The following is a 19,021-nucleotide window of genomic DNA, read 5'->3' as shown; positions in this document are numbered from 1 at the left end:
GCAAGACAGTGGCAGGCAAACCGGTCAGGCCGGCGAACGCGATCGACCAGACCCGGCGGATGCTCTCCCTGGTGACGTATCTCAGGGAGCGCCCGGGGGCGCGGATCGAGGACGTGGCGCGCGCCTTCGGCATCACCGAGGACGAGCTGGTCTCGGATCTCGATGTGCTGCCCATGTGCGGCACCAGCTTCCGCGGCGGCGATCTGCTCGACATCGACACCGACGGCGAGCGCATCTGGTGGCACAACCCGGCGGCGCTGGGCGCGGAGGCCGCGGAGCCGCTGCGGCTGGCGGCCGACGAGGCGACCGCGCTGCTCGTGGCCGCCCGCGCGGTGGCGACGCTGCCCGGTCTGCGGGAGGGCGACCGGCAGGCGCTGCTGCGGGCGACCGCGAAGGTGGAGGCGGCGGCCGGCGAGGCGGCGGGCGCGAGTGCCCGGCTGTCGGTGACGTTCGAGTCCGAGGGCGGCGTCTTCGCGGACGTCGACCGGGCGATCTCCGAGCGCCGCAGGCTGTGGATCCGCTACTACTCGCCCGCCCGCGACGAGCTGAGCGAGCGCGAGATCGACCCCATCCGGCTGGTCAGCGTGGGGCACACGTATGTGGAGGCCTGGTGCCGCCGCTCCGAGGCGCGGCGCACGTTCCGGCTGGACCGGGTCGCCGAGATCAAGATCCTCGACGAGCCGTCGGTGCCGCCGGAGATCGAGCTGCGGGACCTGTCGGAGGCGCTGGTGCAGCCGGCCGCCGAGGACCCGGAGGTCGTGGTCGAGGTCGGTCCGGGCGGCCGCTGGGTCGCCGAGTACTACCCGCACGACAGCGCCGATGAGCTTCCCGACGGCGGGCTGCGTATCACTCTGCGCACGCCCGACCCGGCCTCGCTCCGGCGGCTGGCCCTGCGGCTCGGCCGCGACGGCCGGATCGTCTCGCCGCCGGACCTCGCCGACAGGGCCCGCCGCGCCGCCCGCGACGCGCTGGCCGCGTACGACGGCATCGAGGCGCGGGAAGCCGCCGGCGGCGTCGAGGCGCCGGGTGCGGCCGACGCGGCGGGGGCGCCCGGCGCGGCCCACGGGACCGGGGCGCGGGGAGCGGGCGACGACCCGTCCGCTCCCGGCGACGGAGGGCGCGACGGAGGGCGCGGTGGCCTGGCCGGCGGCGGCCCGGCCGAGGCGTCGGCCGGTGTGCGGTACGACGGGCGGTTCGAGGGTCGGTTCGAGGGGCGGGAGCAGCTGTGAGCGAGTCGGTGGCGTCCGGTGCGCGGGGCATCTCGGTGGCTTCGGCGTTCGCGGGGATGCGGAGTGTGGGCCCGGTGACGTTCCGGGCGGGCTGCCCGGACTGCCGCGGCTGTTTCGAGCTGGCGGCCGGCGCCCTGCGCCTGGCCATCGGCGCCACCAGCCACACCACGTTCTACTCCTTCACCTGCCCCGACTGCGGGGCGGCCGTGCGCAAGCCGGCCGGTGAGCGGATCATCGAGCTGCTCCTCGGCGGCGGGGTGCGGACCCTGCGGCTGCACGCGCCGTAACAGGGTCTAGGCTCGGCTCATGTTCTGGCCGATGTTCGCGGTAGCCGTGGGTTTCGTGGGTCTCGCCGTGCTCGCGGTGCTCGCCGTCCGGGTCTTCGTGGAGGCGCAGCGCCTCGGCCGGCAGGTCACGGAATCCGCCCGCCGGATCAGCCGGGCCGCCGAGGAGCTCGAGCGGGCGTCGGTGAGCGCGGCCGGGGCTGTGGACGCGCTGTGAGCAGCGCTGTGGTGACCCTGGCGTGGGGCTGTGGTGGTTCTGTGAGTCCGGCGCCGAATGCGTTTTGGGCCACTTCGCCCTCCCGCCGTGGCACCGGGGGCGGGTAGTGTGCAGATCGCGGCCCGGAGAACGAGGCCCGGACCGCGGACCGGGAGTACGCACGGGGATTGCCTCACGTTCACCCCTGAGCGTTACGATCGCTGCCAGCACGATCGTTCGGACACCTGTCCGACCGGTCGGACAGCGCAGCACCCCCACCCAGTCGCCTCGGTGAGAAGGTAAAGACTTATGTTCGGACGGCTCGGCGCCCCCGAGATCATTCTGATCCTCGTCGTCATCATCCTGCTGTTCGGCGCGAAGAAGCTTCCGGACATGGCCCGCTCGCTCGGCAAGTCCGCGCGCATCCTCAAGAGCGAGGCCAAGGCGATGAAGGAAGAGGGCAACAGCACCGCCACCCCGGCGGGCCCGCCGAACACCGGCGAGCAGCCTCCCGCGCAGCGCACCATCCAGGCCGCCCCCGGCGATGTGACGAGCTCCCGCCCGGTCACCGAGCCGACGGACACGACCAAGCGCTGACGCAGGGCCGGTGACCTCCGGCCCGCCGTACGAGATGGGAACGTGGGTTGCTGAAGTCTGCCCGCAAGGAGGAGAAGGACCCCGAGGGGCGGATGCCCCTCGCGGATCACCTTCGTGAGCTGCGCAACCGGCTCGCCAAGGCGATGCTGGCCATCGTCCTCGTGACGGTCGTGGCCGCCTTCTTCTACAACGACATCATCAACTTCCTCACCAAGCCGATCCTCGACTCGGTCGGCTGTGGGAAGACATTCGAGCAGATCGCGACCGCGCTCAAGGACGGCGACGACGTCAACAAGTGCGCGAGCATCACGATCAACGGTCTGCTCGCGCCGTTCACGCTCGCCCTTCAGGTCTCCCTGATGGCCGGCATCGTGTTCGCCTCCCCGGTCTGGCTCTACCAGCTGTGGGCCTTCATCGCGCCGGGACTGCACAAGCACGAGCGCAAGTATGCCTACGGGTTCGTCGGCACCGGCGTACCGCTCTTCCTGGGCGGCGGCTACTTCGCCTACCGGGTGCTGCCGACCACCGCGAAGGTGCTGATCGACTTCACCCCGGGCGGCGTCAACAACCTGCTGCCGCTGGACGACCTGCTGCAGCTGGTCACGCGCATGGTCGTGGTCTTCGGCCTCTCCTTCGAGCTGCCGCTGCTGCTCGTCATGCTCAACATGACCGGCATGGTCACCGGCGCGCGCATGCTCGGCTGGTGGCGCGGAATGATCATCGGCATCACGGTCTTCGCGGCCGTCGCCACCCCCAGCACGGACCCCATCTCGATGCTGGCCCTCGCCGGTCCGATCTGGATCCTGTACTTCGGCGCGACCGCCTTCTCGCTGCTGAACGACCGTCGCAGGCGCCGGCGCGACGCCCTGGCCCCCGCCGACGACGAGGCCTCCGAGCTGGATCTGACCCCCGAGGCGATCGGCGAGGTCGAGTCCGTGTCGGCGAGCCGCGCCCTGCCGGAACAGGCGGGCCCGGAACGCGTCAACGGATACGACGACGTCACCTGATCCCCTGACGCCCGAGCGGCCGGCGCGCACACCCTGCGCGGCCGGCCGCTTCTGCGTCCCGGCGCGCGCTGTGGCCGGGGCAGTACGCACAGTAGGCCCCTGAACTGCGCGATCACAGGTTTCACAGCCGCTGATCGGGATATTGATCGTCCTGTTGTCACAGGCTCCCGGTACGCTCGAAAGCACGATGACAGACGACCTCTCCCCGGCCGAGCGGTACGCGGCGGCGCGCAGTCGTGCCGCCGAGCAGGCCACCGCGCTCGCTTCCTTCCGCGAGATGTACGACTTCGGTCTCGACCCCTTCCAGATCGAGGCCTGTCAGGCACTCGAGGCGGGCAAGGGCGTCCTGGTGGCCGCCCCTACCGGCTCCGGCAAGACGATCGTGGGCGAGTTCGCCGTCCACCTCGCCCTGCAACAGGGCAAGAAGTGCTTCTACACGACACCCATCAAGGCGCTGTCGAACCAGAAGTACTCCGATCTGTGCCGCCGTTACGGCGCCGAGAAGGTCGGCCTGCTCACCGGCGACAACAGCGTCAACTCCGACGCCCCGGTGGTCGTGATGACCACCGAGGTCCTGCGGAACATGCTGTACGCCGGCTCGCAGACCCTCCTCGGCCTCGGTTACGTGGTGATGGACGAGGTGCACTACCTCTCCGACCGCTTCCGGGGCGCCGTATGGGAGGAAGTGATCATCCACCTCCCCGAGTCGGTCACCCTGGTCTCCCTCTCCGCGACCGTGTCCAACGCCGAGGAGTTCGGCGACTGGCTGGACACCGTCCGCGGCGACACCGAGGTGATCGTCTCCGAGCACCGGCCCGTGCCGCTGTTCCAGCACGTGCTCGCCGGACGGCGGATGTACGACCTGTTCGAGGAGGGCGAGGGCCACCGCAGGGCGGTCAACCCCGACCTCACCCGCCTGGCCAGGATGGAGGCCAGCCGGCCCTCCTACCAGGACCGCAGACGCGGCCGCAACACCATGCGCGAGGCGGACCGGGAGCGCGAGCGCAGACAGCGGTCCCGGGTGTGGACGCCCGGCCGCCCCGAGGTCATCGAGCGGCTCGACGCCGAGGGCCTGCTGCCCGCCATCACCTTCATCTTCAGCCGCGCCGCCTGCGAGGCCGCCGTCCAGCAGTGCCTGTACGCCGGACTGCGGCTCAACGACGAGGACGCGCGTGCCGAAGTGCGCGGCCTCGTCGAGGAGCGCACGGCCGCGATCCCCCGCGAGGACCTGCACGTCCTCGGCTACTACGAATGGCTGGAGGGCCTCGAGCGCGGTATCGCCGCCCACCACGCGGGCATGCTGCCGACGTTCAAGGAGGTCGTCGAGGAACTCTTCGTCCGCGGGCTGGTCAAGGCCGTGTTCGCGACCGAGACCCTCGCGCTCGGCATCAACATGCCCGCCCGGTCCGTGGTCCTGGAGAAGCTCGTCAAGTGGAACGGCGAGCAGCACGCCGACATCACCCCCGGCGAGTACACCCAGTTGACGGGTCGTGCGGGGCGGCGCGGCATCGACGTCGAGGGCCATGCCGTGGTGCTGTGGCAGCGCGCCATGAACCCCGACCACCTCGCGGGACTGGCCGGCACCCGCACGTACCCGCTGCGCTCCAGCTTCAAGCCGTCGTACAACATGGCGGTCAACCTGGTCGAGCAGTTCGGGCGGCACCGCTCGCGGGAACTGCTGGAGACCTCCTTCGCGCAGTTCCAGGCGGACCGCTCGGTCGTCGGGATCTCCCGGCAGGTGCAGCGCAACGAGGAGGGCCTCGAGGGCTACAAGGCCTCGATGACCTGCCACCTCGGCGACTTCGAGGAGTACGCGGGGCTGCGGCGCGAACTCAAGGACCGGGAGACCGAGTTGGCCCGGCAGGGCGCGTCCGAGCGCCGGGCCGAGGCGGCGGTCGCCCTGGAGAAGCTCAAGCCGGGCGACGTCATCCATGTGCCGACGGGCAAGTACGCCGGTCTGGCGCTGGTCCTGGACCCGGGGCTGCCGGCCGGGCGGGCCAACGGGCACCGCGGCTTCGAGCAGCACGACGGGCCGCGCCCGCTGGTCCTGACGGCCGAACGCCAGGTCAAGCGGCTGGCGTCGATGGACTTCCCGGTGCCGGTCGAGGCGTTGGAGCGGATGCGGATCCCCAAGTCCTTCAACCCGCGCTCCCCGCAGTCCCGTCGGGACCTGGCGTCCGCGCTGCGCACCAAGGCCGGGCACATCCCGCCGGAGCGGGCCCGCAAGAAGCGGTCGCAGGCCGCCGACGACCGTGAGATCGCGCGGCTGCGGACGGCGATCCGCGCGCATGCCTGCCATGGGTGCGCCGAGCGTGAGGACCACGCCCGGTGGGCCGAGCGGTACCACCGGCTGCTGCGGGACACCTCACAGCTGGAGCGGCGGATCGAGGGGCGGACCAACACCATCGCCCGGACCTTCGACCGGATCGTCGCGCTGCTGACCGAACTCGACTATCTGCGGGGCGACGAGGTCACCGACGACGGCAAGCGGCTGGCCCGCCTCTACGGCGAGCTGGATCTGCTGGCCAGCGAGTGTCTGCGGGCCGGGGTGTGGGAAGGGCTCGGCCCCGCCGAGCTGGCCGCCTGTGTCTCCGCCCTGGTCTACGAGGCGCGGGTCGGGGACGACGCGATGGCGCCGAAGCTGCCGTCCGGCAAGGCCAAGGCCGCGCTGGGGGAGATGGTCCGGATCTGGGGGCGGCTCGACGCCCTGGAGGAGGACTTCCGGATCAACCAGACCGAGGGGGTCGGGCAGCGTGAGCCCGATCTCGGGTTCGCCTGGGCCGTGTACATGTGGGCGTCCGGGAAGGGGCTCGACGAGGTGCTGCGGGAGGCGGAGATGCCGGCCGGCGACTTCGTGCGGTGGTGCAAGCAGGTCATCGACGTGCTGGGGCAGATCTCCGCCGCTGCTCCTGTGGAGGGCTCGACCGTGGCCAAGGCCGCGCGGAAGGCCGTCGAGCAGGTGCTGCGCGGGGTCGTCGCCTACTCGTCGGTGGGCTGAGACCGGCAGCGGGAGGGGGAGCACCGCGCAAGATTTGCGCAAGGTGCTCCCCGGACCATCGGGGCATCACCGCCGAGCGGCCGCTCGGCGGTCGGCGAATGCCCGAGGGAGACCATGCCCATGTCCCTGCCCAAGTCCCTGCGTCTGCGCAGTTCGTTCGTCCGGGTCGCGGCCGTCACCGCGGCCGTCGCTGGCGGTCTGACCCTGTCCGCCCCCACCGCCAGCGCCGCCGTGGGGGACACCGCCCCCTCCTGCGTGAACCGCACGGTGTACTCCACGCCGGCCGGCTTCGACGTGCTGCTGCAGAACAAGTGCGCCAGCCAGATGAGCGTCAAGGTCATCGTGGACTACGGCGGCGACAGCAACTGTTACGTCATGGCCAAGGGCACGGTCCAGGTCTTCGTGTACGAGGGGGTCTTCGGCAGTTACGGCAAGACCGTCCTGTGCTGATCCTTCCGGTACGACCGCCAGCCCCCGTACCGCGTGATGTCCTCGGCGTCCGTCAGGGCGCCCGGTTCGCACAGGAAGCCGGGGACCGCGGTGCCGTCCGCCAGTTCCACCCTGCCCAGGGTCATGGGACGGGGGAGGGACGCCAGTAGGCGGCCCAGCCCCTCCGCGGGGAGGCGCCAGATCTCGACCTCGATTTCTGCGCCTCCCTGTTCCGTGTGCACCAGGCCCGGCTTCGGCGGTGTCGTGTCGAGGGCGTGCAGGCGGTAGACCGGGGCCGTGGTCGTCGTGCGGTCCAGCCGGGCGCCCAGGGACAGGAGTTGGGGGTTCAGGGGCTGGCCCGTCAGATGGGCGCCTACCACCGCCAGGCGGGTCTCCGGCTGGAGCCGTCCGGCGATGTGTGCCAGGCGCTCGTCCGTGTGGGCCGGGCCGATCAGCATCACGCCGAACGGGAGGCCGTTCACCTCGCCGGCCGGGACGGCCACCGCGGCCAGGTCGAAGAGGTTCGTGGAGTTGGTGAAGCGGCCCAGGCGGGCGTTGGCGCCCAGCGGGTCGGCGGCGACCTCGGCGAGGGTGGGGTGGCCGGGGGCGGTGGGCAGGAGGAGGGCGTCCGCGTCGGCCAGTCCGGTCAGGGCGCGGGTGCGCAGGGCGGCCAGGCGGTCCTGGTCCGCGAAGAGGCGGTGGGCCGGGATGTCCCGGGAGCGGGTGATGATGCCGGCGACGGTGGGGTCCAGGCCGACACCGCCCGCCTCGGTCAATTTATCGACAAAGGCGCCTACGGCGGTGTAGCGCTCGGCGACGAACGCGCCCTCGTAGAGCATCGCGGCCGCCTCGGTGAACGGGGTGAGGTCGAGCGGGCGGATCTCGGCCCCGGACGCCTCGAGGTGCCGTACCGCCGACTCGTAGGCCTGCGCCCAGCCCTCGTCCAGCTCGCCGAGCTGGGTGAGCGGGGGGACCGCGATGCGCCAGGGTCCGGGGGCGCGGGCGGGGACGGACGCGGGGACCGGGCCCGTCGTCATGTGGGACAGGGCCTGTTCCGCCTCCGGGAGGGTGCGGGCGAACACCGTCACACAGTCGAGTGAGGCGCAGGCCGGGACCACGCCCTCGGTGGGGACCAGGCCCCGGGTGGGTTTGAGGCCGACGATGCCGTTGAAGGCGGCGGGGACCCGGCCGGAGCCCGCCGTGTCGGTGCCGAGGGCGAAGTCGACCAGGCCGAGGGCGACCGCGACGGCCGAGCCGGAGCTGGAGCCGCCACTGATCCGTGAAGGGTCGACGGCGTTGCGTACCGCCCCGTGCGGGGAGCGGGTGCCCACCAGGCCCGTCGCGAACTGGTCCAGGTTCGTCGTGCCCAGGAGCAGGGCGCCCGCCGCCCGCAGACCGGCGACCACGGGGGCGTCGGCGGCGGGGTGGTAGGCGTACGCGGGGCAGGCCGCCGTGGTGGGCAGGCCCGCCACGTCGATGTTGCCCTTGGCGGCGAAGAGACGGCCCGCCAGCGGGAGGCGCTCGCCCCGCGCCACGCGGTCGTCGAGGGCACGGGCCTCCGTCTCGACCTCGTCCCTCGTGCGCAGGTCGATCCAGATCTCCGGCCGGTCGACCGCCTCGATGCGGGCGTAGGCGGCGCGGACGCGGGAGAGTGTGGTGGACATCGCCTGTTCCTCTTTCATTTCGCGGCCGGGGCCAGGACGAGCAGCGCCGTCCCCGCCTCCACCTGGTCGCCGGGGCGGGCCAGGATCTCCGCCACCACGCCGGCCGTCGGGGCGTGCACCCTGGACTCCATCTTCATCGCCTCCAGCGCGAGCAGCGGCTGCCCCGCCGCCACCTCCTCGCCCGGCGACACGTTCACCTGCCAGACCGACGCGGCGAACTCGGCCTCGATCAGCCGGCCGCCCGCCGGGACGGTCACCTCGGCCGGGGGCGCGGGCGGCGCGGCCGCCGCCTCGGCGCGGGCGAACTCGCCCGCCGCCTCCCACGCGTCCCGCTCGGCCGCGAACGCCGTCCGCTGCCGCTGCCGGAACTCCGCGATGGACTCGGCGTGTTCGGCCAGGAAAGCCTGGTGGTCGGTCAGGGAGAAGGTGCCCTCCTCGATACGCGGCGCGAACCGGCCGGAGACCAGGTCGGCGCGCAGGTCGAGGAGTTCGTCCGCGTCGACGGGATACCAGCGGATCCGGTCGAAGAAGCGCAGCAGCCACGGGAAGCCCGGCTCGAACGCGCCGCGCTGCTGCCACGGCGACCACACCTGGGTCGTACGGCCCACGAACTGGTAGCCGCCGGGACCCTCCATGCCGTAGACGCAGAGATAGGCGCCGCCGATGCCGACCGAGTTCTCGGCCGTCCAGGTGCGGGCGGGGTTGTACTTCGTCGTCACCAGGCGGTGGCGGGGGTCGAGCGGGGTGGCGACGGGGGCGCCCAGGTAGACGTCCCCGAGCCCCAGGACCAGGTACTCCGCCTCGAAGACGGTGTCGTAGACGTCCGCGACCGAGGCGAGGCCGTTGACGCGGCGGATGAACTCGATGTTCCACGGGCACCAGGGCGCGTCCTCGCGGACCCCCGCCATGTAGCGGGCGATGGCCTCGCGGGTCGCCGGGTCGTCCCAGGACAGGGGGAGGTGGACGGTGCGGGAGGGGACGACGAGTTCGTCCGTGGGCGGGAGGGCGCGCGCCATCCGCCGTACCGCCGTGAGGAGTTCGTGCTGGGGGAGACGTGCCGGATCCGTCCGGATCTGGAGGGAGCGGATGCCGGGGGTGAGGTCGCCGACGCCCGGCAGGGCGGCCGCGGTGACCGCCTCCATCAGGGCGTGGACGCGCATCCGCAGGGCCAGGTCCAGCTGCATCGGGCCGAACTCGACCAGCAGGTTGTCGTCGCCGCTGCGGCGGAAGGTGACATCGCCGTCCCGGGCGAGGATCCCGCCGTCGACGATCGCGGGGCGCGCCGCGCCGTGCCCGTCCACGGGCCGGAACCGGACCGTGTCGCCCGGCCGCAGCTGGCCGAGCTTCCAGCGTTCGGAGCTGAGGACGGTCGCCGGGCACACGAACCCGCCGAGCGAGGGGCCGTCGGGGCCGAGGAGCACCGGCATGTCGCCGGTGTAGTCGACGGCGCCGACGGAGTACGGGGTGTCGTGGATGTTGGACGGGTGCAGACCGGCCTCGCCGCCGTCGGTGCGTGCCCAGCGCGGCTTGGGGCCGACCAGCCGCACCCCGGTGCGGGCCGAGTTGAAGTGGACCTTCCAGTCGGCGGCGTAGAAGTCGCGGATGTCGTCCTCGGTGAAGAACTCCGGTGCGGCGTGCGGGCCTTCGACGGCGCCGAGGTGCCAGACGGAGGTGAAGGACGGACGGTCGGTGACCGGGGTGCCCTCGGTGACCCCGCCGCCGTGCAGGACGTCCCCGGTGCGCAGGGCGCGGCCGCCGTGCCCGCCGAACCGGCCCAGGGTGAAGGTGCTCGCGCTGCCGAGGAAGGACGGCACGTCCAGGCCGCCCGCGAACAGGACGTAGGTGCGCAGACCGTGCTCGGCCGGCGCGCCGACCTCCAGCACGGCGCCCGCCGGGACCGTCACCGGCTCCCACTGGGGCACCGGGGTGCCGTCGACCGTCACCGGGGCCGGGGCGCCGGTCACGCACACGGTCGTGGGGTGGGTGAACCGCAGCGAGGGACCCTGGAGGGTGCATTCGAGGCCGGGGGCGCCCTCGGGGTTGCCGAGCGCCCGGTTGCCGAGCCGGAAGGAGCGGTCGTCCATCGGGCCGGACGGCGGGACCCCGACCTGCCAGTACCCGGTGCGGCCGGGCCGGTCCTGCACGGTGGTGAGGGTGCCGCCGGCGACGACCTCGATCCGCGGGGTCGGGTCGTGCACCTCGGCGAGGGTGGCCGTCGAGTGGGTCGCCGTGGTGAACCGCGGGTCCGCGAGCGCCGCCCGCACCAGCCCCAGGTTGGTCTCGATGCCGTCGACACGGGTGCGGGCCAGCGCCTCGTCAAGGCGGCGCAGCGCTTGGGCGCGGTCGGCGCCGTGGGCGATCACCTTCGCGAGCATCGGATCGTACGCCGTCGTGACCTCGGTGCCGGTCTCCACCCAGCCGTCCACGCGGACGCCGGCCGGGAACTCCACCCGGGTCAGCAGGCCCGCGCCGGGCCGGTGGTCGCGGCTCGGGTCCTCGGCGTAGATGCGGGCCTCGACGGCGTGTCCGCGCGGGGGTCCCGGGTCGCGGACGACGTCCTGCTCGCCGCGCGCCAGGCGCAGCATCCAGGCGACGAGGTCGACGCCGTAGATCTCCTCGGTGACCGGATGTTCCACCTGCAGGCGGGTGTTGACCTCGAGGAACCAGGCCTCCTCGCGGGCCGCGTCGTAGACGAACTCGACGGTGCCGGCGGAGCGGTAGCCGACGGAGGCGCACAGATCGCGGGCGGAGGCGGCGAGTCGCCGTCTCACGTGGTCGGGCAGGCCGGGGGCGGGGGCCTCCTCCAGGACCTTCTGGTTGCGGCGCTGGAGGGAGCAGTCGCGGTCGCCGAAGGTGACGACCTTCCCCTCGCCGTCGCCGAAGACCTGCACCTCGACATGGCGGGCGTGTTCCACGAGCCGTTCCAGGAAGACTCCGGCCGAGGAGAAGGAGGCGGCGGCGACGCGCTGGACGCGTTCCCAGGCGTCGGTGAGTTCCCCGGGGGAGCGGCAGGCGGACATGCCGATGCCTCCGCCGCCGCCCGTGGCCTTGAGCATGACCGGATAGCCCACCGCCTCGGCCCGCGCGAGGGCCTCGGGGAGGTCCGGCAGCAGTCCGGTGCCCGGGGCCAGGGGCACCCCGGCCGCCTGCGCCGCCGCACGGGCCGTGTGCTTGGCGCCGAACAGCTCCAGCTGCTCGGGGGTCGGACCGACGAAGACGATCCCGGCGTCGGCGCAGCGGCGGGCGAAGGCCGCGTCCTCGGAGAGGAAGCCGTAGCCGGGGTGGATGGCGCCCGCGCCGGTGTCCTTGGCGGCCTTCAGGACGAGGTCGGCGTCGAGGTACGACTCCTTCGCGGGCGCCGGGCCGAGCCGTACCGCCTCGTCGGCCAGCCGGACGTGCGGGGCCGAGCGGTCGGGGTCGGCGTACACGGCGACGGTGCGCAGGCCCAGTTCGCGGGCGGTGCGCAGGATGCGGACGGCTATCTCGCCCCGGTTGGCGACGAGCAGCTTGGAGAAGGTCATCCGGCGCTCCCCGTGATGGTCATCTCCACCGCCGTCGGCTCGAAGCCGTTGCACGGGTTGTTGATCTGGGGGCAGTTGGAGACCAGGACGAGGACGTCCCGTTCGGCGCGCAGGGCGAGGGAGAGGCCGGGGGCGGAGAGGCCGTCGACGATGCCGAGGGTGCCGTCCTTCTCGACGGGCACGTTCATGTACCAGTTGATGTTGGAGACGAGGTCCCGCTTGCCGAGGCCGTGCCGGGCGCCCTCGGCGAGGAAGTTGTCCACGCACGCGTGCTGGGCGTGCGTGTGGTGGCCGTAGCGCAGGGTGTTGGACTCCTTGGAGCAGGCGCCGCCGACGGTGTCGTGGCGGCCGACCGCGTCGGCGGTCACCGTCATCAGCGGGGTGTGCTCGTTGGACATGAGCACGCTGCCGGTGGTGAGGAAGATGCCGCCCTGGGCGTGGATCGTGTCGGGGGCGCTGTAGCGCACGGACGTGTCGTGGGCGTCGTACACGAGGAAGTCGACGGCCTGGTTGCCGTGCAGGTCGGTGACGGTGAGCGTCTCGCCCTGGCGGACGATCGCGGACCAGGCGGCGCGGGCCGGGACGACGGTCTTCATACGAGCCCCCTCGCGGTGAGGAATTCGGCGGTGTTGAGGAAGGCGCGGCGGCCTTCGGGGGTGGCGTCCCACAGTGGGTCGCCCGGCCGGGTGGGGGCCGCGCGCCAGGCGAGGACCTCCAGCGGGGTGCTGAGGTAGTCGGGGCGGGGGTCGCTCGGGTGCGGGACGTTGGCGATGAGGACGGTGAGGTCCTGTTCGGCGCGCAGGGTGACGCTGCCGCCGGGGCCCGCCGAGCCGGTGAAGTCGAGGGTGCCGTCCTCGCGTACCGCGACGCCCTGGAAGAAGGAGAGGGAGGGCGGCAGGTCGCGGGGTTCGAGGCCGTTCTTGGCGGCGGCCAGCTTGAACAGCTCGCGGCCGGCGGGGGAGGGGCCCTGGGGGGTGCCGTCGCCGTAGCGTGCGGTGTTGCGGGCGAGGGTGGAGGTGCCGGCGAGGGCGTCGTGCCGGCCGGACGTGTCGGCGATCAGGGAGGCGAGGACGCGGCCCTGGTCGGACAGGAGCAGCACGCCCTCGCCGAGGTAGGCGTTCCACTGGACCTTGACCGTGTCGGCGACGTTCAGCCGCTCCCAGGGGCGGCCGTCCACGTACAGCAGCAGATGGGCGCAGGCGTCGCCGCGCAGGTCGGTCAGGCGCAGTTCGGTGCCGCGGGCGAGGACCCGGTGGGTGTAGTTGCCGCCCGCCACGGTCTCGGCCCACACCAGGTGGCCCGCCTCGCAGGGCGGGGCCGGCCAGTCGGCCGCCGGGACGACGGGCATGGCCTCGGCCCGGGTGCCCTCCTGGGCTCGGGCGTGGGCGCGTGCCCCGTACGTGGTCGCTGTCGCCGCCATCGCGGGCCTCCCTCTGACGGGGGTAATTTCTGTCGCTTGACAGAAATTAGGGCCGGGTCGGGTCGCCGGGATTGCGGGTCCGTTGCCACCCGGTTACCGAGCCCTCACCGGCAGCCCTCGCGAAGATCGCCGTACGCTGCCTTGTGCGAGGATCGAATGCATGGGGACGAACCACGCAGGCGAGGGACGCGGCGGACGCCGGGTCGGCAGGCCGCGGGCCGCGCAGCGGCCGGACAGCGGCCTTGAACCGCGCGCCGAACTCCTGTCCGCCGCCGCGGAGTTGTTCACCACGCGCGGTTACGCCGCCACCACCACCCGGGCGGTCGCCGAGCGGGCCGGTATGCGCCAGGCCTCGATGTACCACTACGTCTCCGGCAAGGAGGAACTCCTCGCCGACCTGCTGGAGTCCACCGTCACGCCCTCGCTGACCTACGCCCGCGCGCTGCTCGCCGACGACGGGCGGGCGGCCGAGGAGCGGCTGTGGGAGCTGTGCCGCACCGACGTGGAACTGCTGTGCGGCGGGCCGCACAACCTCGGCGGGCTCTATCTGCTGCCCGAGGTGCGCACCGAGCGGTTCGCCGGCTTCCATGCGGTGCGCGCCGAACTCAAGGACGCCTACCGGCAGTTGATCGCCGCGACGGCGGTGGGCGGCGGGCTCGCCAAGGGCGAGCTGGATCTGCGGACCGATCTGGTCTTCGGGCTCATCGAGGGCGTCATCCTCGTCCACCGTTCGGATCCCGAGCGGCCCGTCTCCGACTTCGCCCGCGCCACCGCCGACGCGGCGCTGCGCATCACCGGGGCCTGAACACCGCCTGGGAGTGACCGGCTCACCCGTCCGGGCGGGCCGCTTCTCGCACACCCGTGCACCATTACCTTACGTGTTCGACTGGTGCCTGAGTGTGTAAATGGGCTGAGGTTACTCCACTCGCACGGCCGGTTTCAGAGGGTTGCCGAATATGACACAGCGATGATCCGGTCGGACTAAGCTCGCCCGCGGCGCACCGAGTTGCGGTGTATTCGTGCGTCTGTTCCCAAATGCTCTGAAGATACCGACAGATCCCTACAGAGGGTGCCCACATGGTGAGTGTTCAGTCCCCACCCGGTCGCCGAGAACTTTCCTTCGCCCGACTGCTGTTGCTGCCGGCGATACTGATGGCCGCGGTGACCGGAGCCGCCGTCGCCCTGGTGGCGGGGCAGGCACGGCTCACCGTCGGCGTCTGCGGAGCCGTGGCCACCCTGCTCATCACCGCGGCGGGGGCCGACGCCCGGCGCCGCCGCCGCCGGCTCTGGGAACTGCTCGCGGCGTCGGAGCAGCGCGCCGCCCACCTCGAGATGCGCCTCGCCGCCCAGCAGGACGAGAACAAGTTCATCGCCAAGGAGCTGGTCCCCCTCGCCGTGGAATGGGTCCGCGGCGGAAATTCCCCCGAGGAGGTGATGCACCACCTGGGTGAGCGTGAACCGTTCTTCCGCGAGATCGGCGACGGACAGCGCGCCCTCGTCAAGAGGTTCCTCGACGCCCTCGACTACGAGAACGCCCTGCGCGACTCCCTCCAGCGCGCCTTCGTCAACGTCGCCCGCCGCGTCCAGGCGATCGTCCATCAGCAGTGCGCGGAACTGCGGGAGATGGAGGAGGACCACGGACGCAACCCCGAGGTCTTCGACGACCTGCTCCGCATCGACCACGGCACCTCCATGATCGGCCGCCTCGCCGACTCCATCGGCGTCCTCGGCGGCGGCCGCCCCGGCCGCAGCTGGCCCAAGCCGGTCCCGCTCTACAGCGTGCTGCGCGGCGGCATGTCCCGGATCCTGGAGTACCCCCGCATCAAGCTGAACTCCATCGCCAAGGTCAACATCCGCGGCATCTCCGTCGAACCCCTGATCCACGCGATCGCCGAACTCCTCGACAACGCCACCCGGTTCTCGCCGCCGCAGTCCAAGGTGCACGTCAACGCCGTCGAGGTGCAGACCGGCATCGCCATCGAGATCGAGGACTCCGGCGTCAGCCTCAGCGAGGAGGCCCGCGCCAAGACCGAGCGGATGCTCGACGACGCCATGCGCGGCGTCACCATGCAGGACCTCGGCGGCGCCCCGCGCCTCGGCCTCGCCGTCGTCGGCCGGCTGTGCACCTCCTTCAACCTCCAGGTGTCGCTGCGCACTTCGGCGTACGGCGGCGTCCGCGCCGTCCTCGTCGTGCCCCGCGAGATGATGACCAACGAACCGGCACCCGGCTACGCCCACGGCATCGGCGCCGGCGCCGCGCAGATCGACCTGAGCAACCTCGAGGGACCCAAGCGCCCGCCCAAGCGGCGCCGGCCCACCAACCCGAAGATCCCGGCCAACGTCTCCCTCGAGGACGACGTGCCCGTGATCACCGAGTGGACCGACAAGGGCCTGCCGCAGCGCCGCTCCAAGGCGATCGTCCCGATCAGCCAGCGCTACGCCGAGGCGTACGCCGCCCAGGAGGCCGCCGAGCGCGCCGAACGCGAGGGCAAGCCCGACCCGTTCGCCCAGGCCCGGCCCGAACCGCCCAAGCCCAAGAAGAAGAAGCAGGAACCCGGAGTGGCCTTCGAGGCCTTCTGGGAGGGACTGAAGAAGATCGCCCCGCCGGGCGTGCACCCCACCGACTTCACCCGCAACCCCACCGCATACCTGCACCTGATCGAAGACAAGCCCAAGCCGCCCGAGGCCGACGACGAAGGGGACCTCACGTGATCCAGCAGCGCCAGAACTTCGACTGGGTGCTCAAGGAGCTCTACGACGGCGTCCCGGGCATCGAGATGATCGTCGTGCTCTCCTCCGACGGTCTGCGCATCGCCCGCTACGCCGGTGAACCCGACGCGGCCGACCGCGTCTCGGCCGCCTGCGCGGGCATGCAGAGCCTCGCCACCGCCATCGCCCAGGAGATGGAGTGCGTCGAGGGCGACATGAACCTCATCATGATCGAGATGGACGGCGGCTACTTCTACATGATGTCCGCCGGCGCCAACGCCTATCTCGCCGTCCTCTCCGACGTCTGCTGCGAACCGGGCCGGATGAGTGCCTCCATGCGCGACCTCGTCGTCCGCATCGGCGCCCATCTGACCAGCCCGCCCCGCCGCAACGGGCAGACCGTATGACGCCTCCGCAACGCCGGCGGCGCCAACCCCTGCCGCCCCCGCCCCCCGCACCGGTCCCGCCCCCGGAATCCCCCGAGGACGGGGAGAAGCAGCCCGAACGGCTCTACACGATCACGGGACCCGACGGGGAGCGGGCGCCGCTCGACCTCGTGACGTTAATCGTGGCGTGTGCCGAACCCTCCTCGTCCGCCACCCCCGAACAGACCGTGGTGCTGCGCATGTGCGCCGCCCCCCTGTCGGTGGCCGAGGTGTCCGCCTACCTCGGCCTGCCGTTCAGCGTGGTGACGGTCCTGCTCACCGAGATGCTGGCGGCCGAACTGGTCCAGGCACGCGCCCCGATCGTCCGGCAGAAGCTCCCCGACCGATCCCTGCTCGAAGCGGTGATGCATGGACTTCAAAGGCTCTGACACGGTCCCTGGCCCACGGGCCGAGGACCAGCTCCCGCAGACCACCACGGCCGCGGCGAAGATCGTCATCGTGGGCGGCTTCGGCGTCGGCAAGACGACCATGGTCGGCGCCGTCAGCGAGATCAAGCCGCTGACCACCGAGGAGACCATGACCCAGGCCGGGATCGGCGTCGACGACGACTTCGGCTCCGACACCAAGACCGCCACCACCGTGGCCATGGACTTCGGGCGCATCCGCATCACCGACAAGGTGGTGCTCTACCTCTTCGGCACGCCCGGCCAGGAACGCTTCTGGTTCCTGTGGAACGGCCTCTTCGAAGGCGCCCTCGGCGCGGTCGTCCTGGTCGACACCCGCCGCCTGGAGGTCAGCTACGAGGTCATGGGACGGCTGGAGGAGGGCGGAGTGCCCTTCGTCGTCGCCGTCAACACCTTCCCCGACGGCCCCCGTTACCCCCTCGACGACCTGCGGGCCGCCCTCGACCTGGCCCCCGACGTGCCGATCGTGGAGTGCGACGCCCGCCGCCGCGCCTCCAGCCGGGACGTCCTGATGACCTTGATGCGGTTCCTGCACACCCTCTCGCTCAGGGGCAGCCTCACCTGACCCCCGAGCCACCCCTGCTCACCCCCCCCGACAACGGATCCCCCACAGTTTCGGAGCGACCCCTGTGACGCCTGAACACCCCACGACGACCGGACCCCGCGACCTCGCCCTGGACCCGCCGCCCGGCTGCCCCGCCCACGTCAAGGGGCCCGGCGGACTGACCCGGCTCTACGGCCCCGGCGCGGAGGACCTCGGCGCGCTGTACGAGCAGCTGCGCGAGCAGTACGGCCCCGTGGCGCCCGTCCTGCTCCACGACGACCTGCCGATGTGGATCGTCCTCGGTCACGCCGAGAACCTGCAGATGCTGCGTACGCCCTCGACGTTCACCAAGGACACCCGGGAATGGGCGCCGCAGCGCGACGGCAAGGTCAGGCCCGACCACCCGTACATGCCGCACATCGCCTGGCAGCCCATCTGCGCCCACGCCGAGGGCGAGGAGCACAAGCGGCTGCGCAGCGCGGTCACCGCGGCCATGGAGACCCTCGACGAGCGCAGTGTGCGCCGGTACATCTACCGGGCCACGCAGACCCTGGTCAACCGCTTCTGCGAGGAGGGCCGGGCCGACCTGGTCCGCCAGTTCGCCGAGCACCTCCCGATGGCCGTGATGTGTCAGCTCCTCGGCATGCCCGACGAGTACAACGACAAGATGGTCGCCTGCGCCCGGGACGCGCTCAAGGGCAGCGAGACCGCCGTCGAGAGCCACGGGTACGTCGTCGACGCGCTGAGCCGGCTCACCACCCGCCGCCGCGCCGAACCCGCCGACGACTTCACCAGCCATCTCATCGCCCACCCGGCCGGACTCACCGACGACGAGGTCCGCGAACACCTGCGTCTGGTGCTCTTCGCCGCCTACGAGGCCACCGTCAACCTGCTGTCCAACGTGCTGCGCATGGTCCTGACCGACCCGCGCTTCATCGCCCGGCTCAACGGCGGCGAGATGACCGTGCCCGAGGCGGTCGAGCAGTCCCTGTGGGACGAACCGCCGTTCAGCACGATCTTCGGCTACATCGCCAAGCAGGACACCGAGCTGGGCGGCCAGCGCATCCGCGCCGGCGACGGGCTGTTCTTCGCGCCCGCCCCCGGCAACGTCGACCCCCGGGTGCGCCCCGACCTCTCCGCCCACATGCGGGGCAACCGCTCCCACCTCGCCTTCGGCCGGGGCCCGCACGAGTGCCCGGGGCAGGACATCGGCCGTGCCATCGCCGACGTCGGCGTCGACGCGCTGCTGTCCAGGCTGCCGGACATCCAGCTCGCCTGCGACGAGGACGAGCTGCGCTGGACGACGTCGATCGCCTCCCGGCACCTGGTGGCGCTGCCCGTGGACTTCGACCCGAAGCCCCAGCAGGACGTCAAGCTCAGGCCGACCCACGCGGCGGTCGTCCCGCCGCAGCGCGCCTTCCGCCCGCTGAACATCGACCCCAGGCCCGCGCCCCCCGCCCCCGAGCCGGTGACCGCCCCGCAACCCGTGCCGCCCGCCCCGCAACCCGCCCCGCAGCCGCCCCGCCGCCTCGGCGCCTGGCAGCGGTTCCTGCTCTGGTGGCGGGGCTACTGA

Annotated in this window: 16 protein-coding genes and 1 pseudogene; 13 read left to right on the top strand and 4 right to left on the bottom strand. The window is 72.2% G+C overall.

Annotated elements, in window-relative coordinates:
* Positions 1 to 8: 8 nt before the first annotated feature.
* The 7 genes and pseudogenes from ABZ464_RS12515 to ABZ464_RS12485 form a co-directional block, all read left to right on the top strand.
* A pseudogene (locus tag ABZ464_RS12515) lies at positions 9 to 1,013 on the top strand (WYL domain-containing protein); the annotation flags it as partial.
* A 212-nt stretch (positions 1,014 to 1,225) separates the two neighbouring features.
* Complete coding sequence (locus ABZ464_RS12510; RefSeq protein ID WP_359274863.1) at positions 1,226 to 1,516, top strand: hypothetical protein; 291 nt, start codon at positions 1,226 to 1,228, stop codon at positions 1,514 to 1,516.
* A gap of 19 nt (positions 1,517 to 1,535) precedes the next feature.
* The gene (locus ABZ464_RS12505; protein WP_359274860.1) at positions 1,536 to 1,730 is read left to right on the top strand and encodes a hypothetical protein; all 195 of its coding nucleotides are present in this window, start codon (positions 1,536 to 1,538) and stop codon (positions 1,728 to 1,730) included.
* A gap of 288 nt (positions 1,731 to 2,018) precedes the next feature.
* The gene (tatA, locus tag ABZ464_RS12500) at positions 2,019 to 2,306 is read left to right on the top strand and encodes a Sec-independent protein translocase subunit TatA (RefSeq protein WP_359274858.1); all 288 of its coding nucleotides are present in this window, start codon (positions 2,019 to 2,021) and stop codon (positions 2,304 to 2,306) included.
* A 47-nt stretch (positions 2,307 to 2,353) separates the two neighbouring features.
* Entirely contained in the window at positions 2,354 to 3,313 is a 960-nt protein-coding gene (gene tatC / locus ABZ464_RS12495) for a twin-arginine translocase subunit TatC (protein ID WP_359274855.1), read from the top strand.
* A 142-nt stretch (positions 3,314 to 3,455) separates the two neighbouring features.
* The gene (locus ABZ464_RS12490) at positions 3,456 to 6,311 is read left to right on the top strand and encodes a DEAD/DEAH box helicase (RefSeq protein WP_359274852.1); all 2,856 of its coding nucleotides are present in this window, start codon (positions 3,456 to 3,458) and stop codon (positions 6,309 to 6,311) included.
* 120 nt (positions 6,312 to 6,431) lie between these two features.
* Complete coding sequence (locus ABZ464_RS12485) at positions 6,432 to 6,761, top strand: beta-Ig-H3/fasciclin (protein ID WP_359274849.1); 330 nt, start codon at positions 6,432 to 6,434, stop codon at positions 6,759 to 6,761.
* Here ABZ464_RS12485 and atzF read toward each other — a convergent pair.
* From atzF to ABZ464_RS12465, 4 genes are read right to left on the bottom strand one after another with little or no spacing between them, the layout of a single operon-like run.
* Entirely contained in the window at positions 6,737 to 8,404 is a 1,668-nt protein-coding gene (atzF, locus tag ABZ464_RS12480; protein ID WP_359274846.1) for an allophanate hydrolase, read from the bottom strand. The two genes, ABZ464_RS12485 and atzF, sit on opposite strands and share 25 nt — an antisense overlap.
* A gap of 14 nt (positions 8,405 to 8,418) precedes the next feature.
* On the bottom strand, positions 8,419 to 11,925 hold the full coding sequence (locus ABZ464_RS12475) for a 5-oxoprolinase/urea amidolyase family protein (RefSeq protein ID WP_359274843.1): 3,507 nt from the start codon (positions 11,923 to 11,925) through the stop codon (positions 8,419 to 8,421).
* Positions 11,922 to 12,521 carry an urea amidolyase associated protein UAAP2 gene (locus ABZ464_RS12470; RefSeq protein ID WP_359274840.1) on the bottom strand — a complete coding sequence of 200 codons (600 nt, stop codon included), beginning with the start codon at positions 12,519 to 12,521 and terminating at the stop codon, positions 11,922 to 11,924. Before ABZ464_RS12470 ends, ABZ464_RS12475 begins: the two co-directional genes overlap by 4 nt.
* Positions 12,518 to 13,345, bottom strand: coding sequence for an urea amidolyase associated protein UAAP1 (locus ABZ464_RS12465; RefSeq protein WP_359274838.1), 828 nt, complete (start codon positions 13,343 to 13,345; stop codon positions 12,518 to 12,520). The genes ABZ464_RS12470 and ABZ464_RS12465 overlap by 4 nt, the downstream gene beginning before the upstream one ends.
* A 160-nt stretch (positions 13,346 to 13,505) precedes the next feature.
* Between ABZ464_RS12465 and ABZ464_RS12460 the strand changes: the two genes are divergently transcribed.
* The 6 genes from ABZ464_RS12460 to ABZ464_RS12435 all read left to right on the top strand — a co-directional run bounded on the left by ABZ464_RS12460 (position 13,506) and on the right by ABZ464_RS12435 (position 19,021).
* The gene (locus ABZ464_RS12460) at positions 13,506 to 14,150 is read left to right on the top strand and encodes a TetR/AcrR family transcriptional regulator (RefSeq protein ID WP_359274835.1); all 645 of its coding nucleotides are present in this window, start codon (positions 13,506 to 13,508) and stop codon (positions 14,148 to 14,150) included.
* Between the two features lie 272 nt (positions 14,151 to 14,422).
* Positions 14,423 to 16,057 (top strand): ATP-binding protein, encoded by a 1,635-nt coding sequence (locus ABZ464_RS12455; RefSeq protein ID WP_359274832.1) that lies wholly within the window; start codon positions 14,423 to 14,425, stop codon positions 16,055 to 16,057.
* Positions 16,054 to 16,461 (top strand): roadblock/LC7 domain-containing protein, encoded by a 408-nt coding sequence (locus ABZ464_RS12450; RefSeq protein WP_055638917.1) that lies wholly within the window; start codon positions 16,054 to 16,056, stop codon positions 16,459 to 16,461. The genes ABZ464_RS12455 and ABZ464_RS12450 overlap by 4 nt, the downstream gene beginning before the upstream one ends.
* Positions 16,458 to 16,868 (top strand): DUF742 domain-containing protein, encoded by a 411-nt coding sequence (locus ABZ464_RS12445; protein ID WP_359274829.1) that lies wholly within the window; start codon positions 16,458 to 16,460, stop codon positions 16,866 to 16,868. The genes ABZ464_RS12450 and ABZ464_RS12445 overlap by 4 nt, the downstream gene beginning before the upstream one ends.
* Positions 16,849 to 17,469 (top strand): ATP/GTP-binding protein, encoded by a 621-nt coding sequence (locus ABZ464_RS12440; protein WP_359274826.1) that lies wholly within the window; start codon positions 16,849 to 16,851, stop codon positions 17,467 to 17,469. The genes ABZ464_RS12445 and ABZ464_RS12440 overlap by 20 nt, the downstream gene beginning before the upstream one ends.
* A gap of 64 nt (positions 17,470 to 17,533) precedes the next feature.
* On the top strand, positions 17,534 to 19,021 hold the full coding sequence (locus ABZ464_RS12435; protein ID WP_359274823.1) for a cytochrome P450: 1,488 nt from the start codon (positions 17,534 to 17,536) through the stop codon (positions 19,019 to 19,021).

The organism is Streptomyces sp. NPDC005820, assembly GCF_040630255.1.
GTDB lineage: Bacteria > Actinomycetota > Actinomycetes > Streptomycetales > Streptomycetaceae > Streptomyces.
Note: the sequence above shows the minus strand (reverse complement) of the source record. Positions and strands in the feature narration are given on the sequence as shown.

Coding starts and splice junctions, on each gene's coding strand:
- ABZ464_RS12455 (WP_359274832.1), top strand. CDS start 14,423: ATGGTGAGTGTTCAGTCCCCACCCGGTCGCCGAGAACTTTCCTTCGCC.
- tatA (WP_359274858.1), top strand. CDS start 2,019: ATGTTCGGACGGCTCGGCGCCCCCGAGATCATTCTGATCCTCGTCGTC.
- ABZ464_RS12460 (WP_359274835.1), top strand. CDS start 13,506: ATGGGGACGAACCACGCAGGCGAGGGACGCGGCGGACGCCGGGTCGGC.
- ABZ464_RS12505 (WP_359274860.1), top strand. CDS start 1,536: ATGTTCTGGCCGATGTTCGCGGTAGCCGTGGGTTTCGTGGGTCTCGCC.
- ABZ464_RS12465 (WP_359274838.1), bottom strand. CDS start 13,345: ATGGCGGCGACAGCGACCACGTACGGGGCACGCGCCCACGCCCGAGCC.
- ABZ464_RS12440 (WP_359274826.1), top strand. CDS start 16,849: ATGGACTTCAAAGGCTCTGACACGGTCCCTGGCCCACGGGCCGAGGAC.
- atzF (WP_359274846.1), bottom strand. CDS start 8,404: ATGTCCACCACACTCTCCCGCGTCCGCGCCGCCTACGCCCGCATCGAG.
- ABZ464_RS12475 (WP_359274843.1), bottom strand. CDS start 11,925: ATGACCTTCTCCAAGCTGCTCGTCGCCAACCGGGGCGAGATAGCCGTC.
- ABZ464_RS12485 (WP_359274849.1), top strand. CDS start 6,432: ATGTCCCTGCCCAAGTCCCTGCGTCTGCGCAGTTCGTTCGTCCGGGTC.
- ABZ464_RS12470 (WP_359274840.1), bottom strand. CDS start 12,521: ATGAAGACCGTCGTCCCGGCCCGCGCCGCCTGGTCCGCGATCGTCCGC.
- ABZ464_RS12445 (WP_359274829.1), top strand. CDS start 16,458: ATGACGCCTCCGCAACGCCGGCGGCGCCAACCCCTGCCGCCCCCGCCC.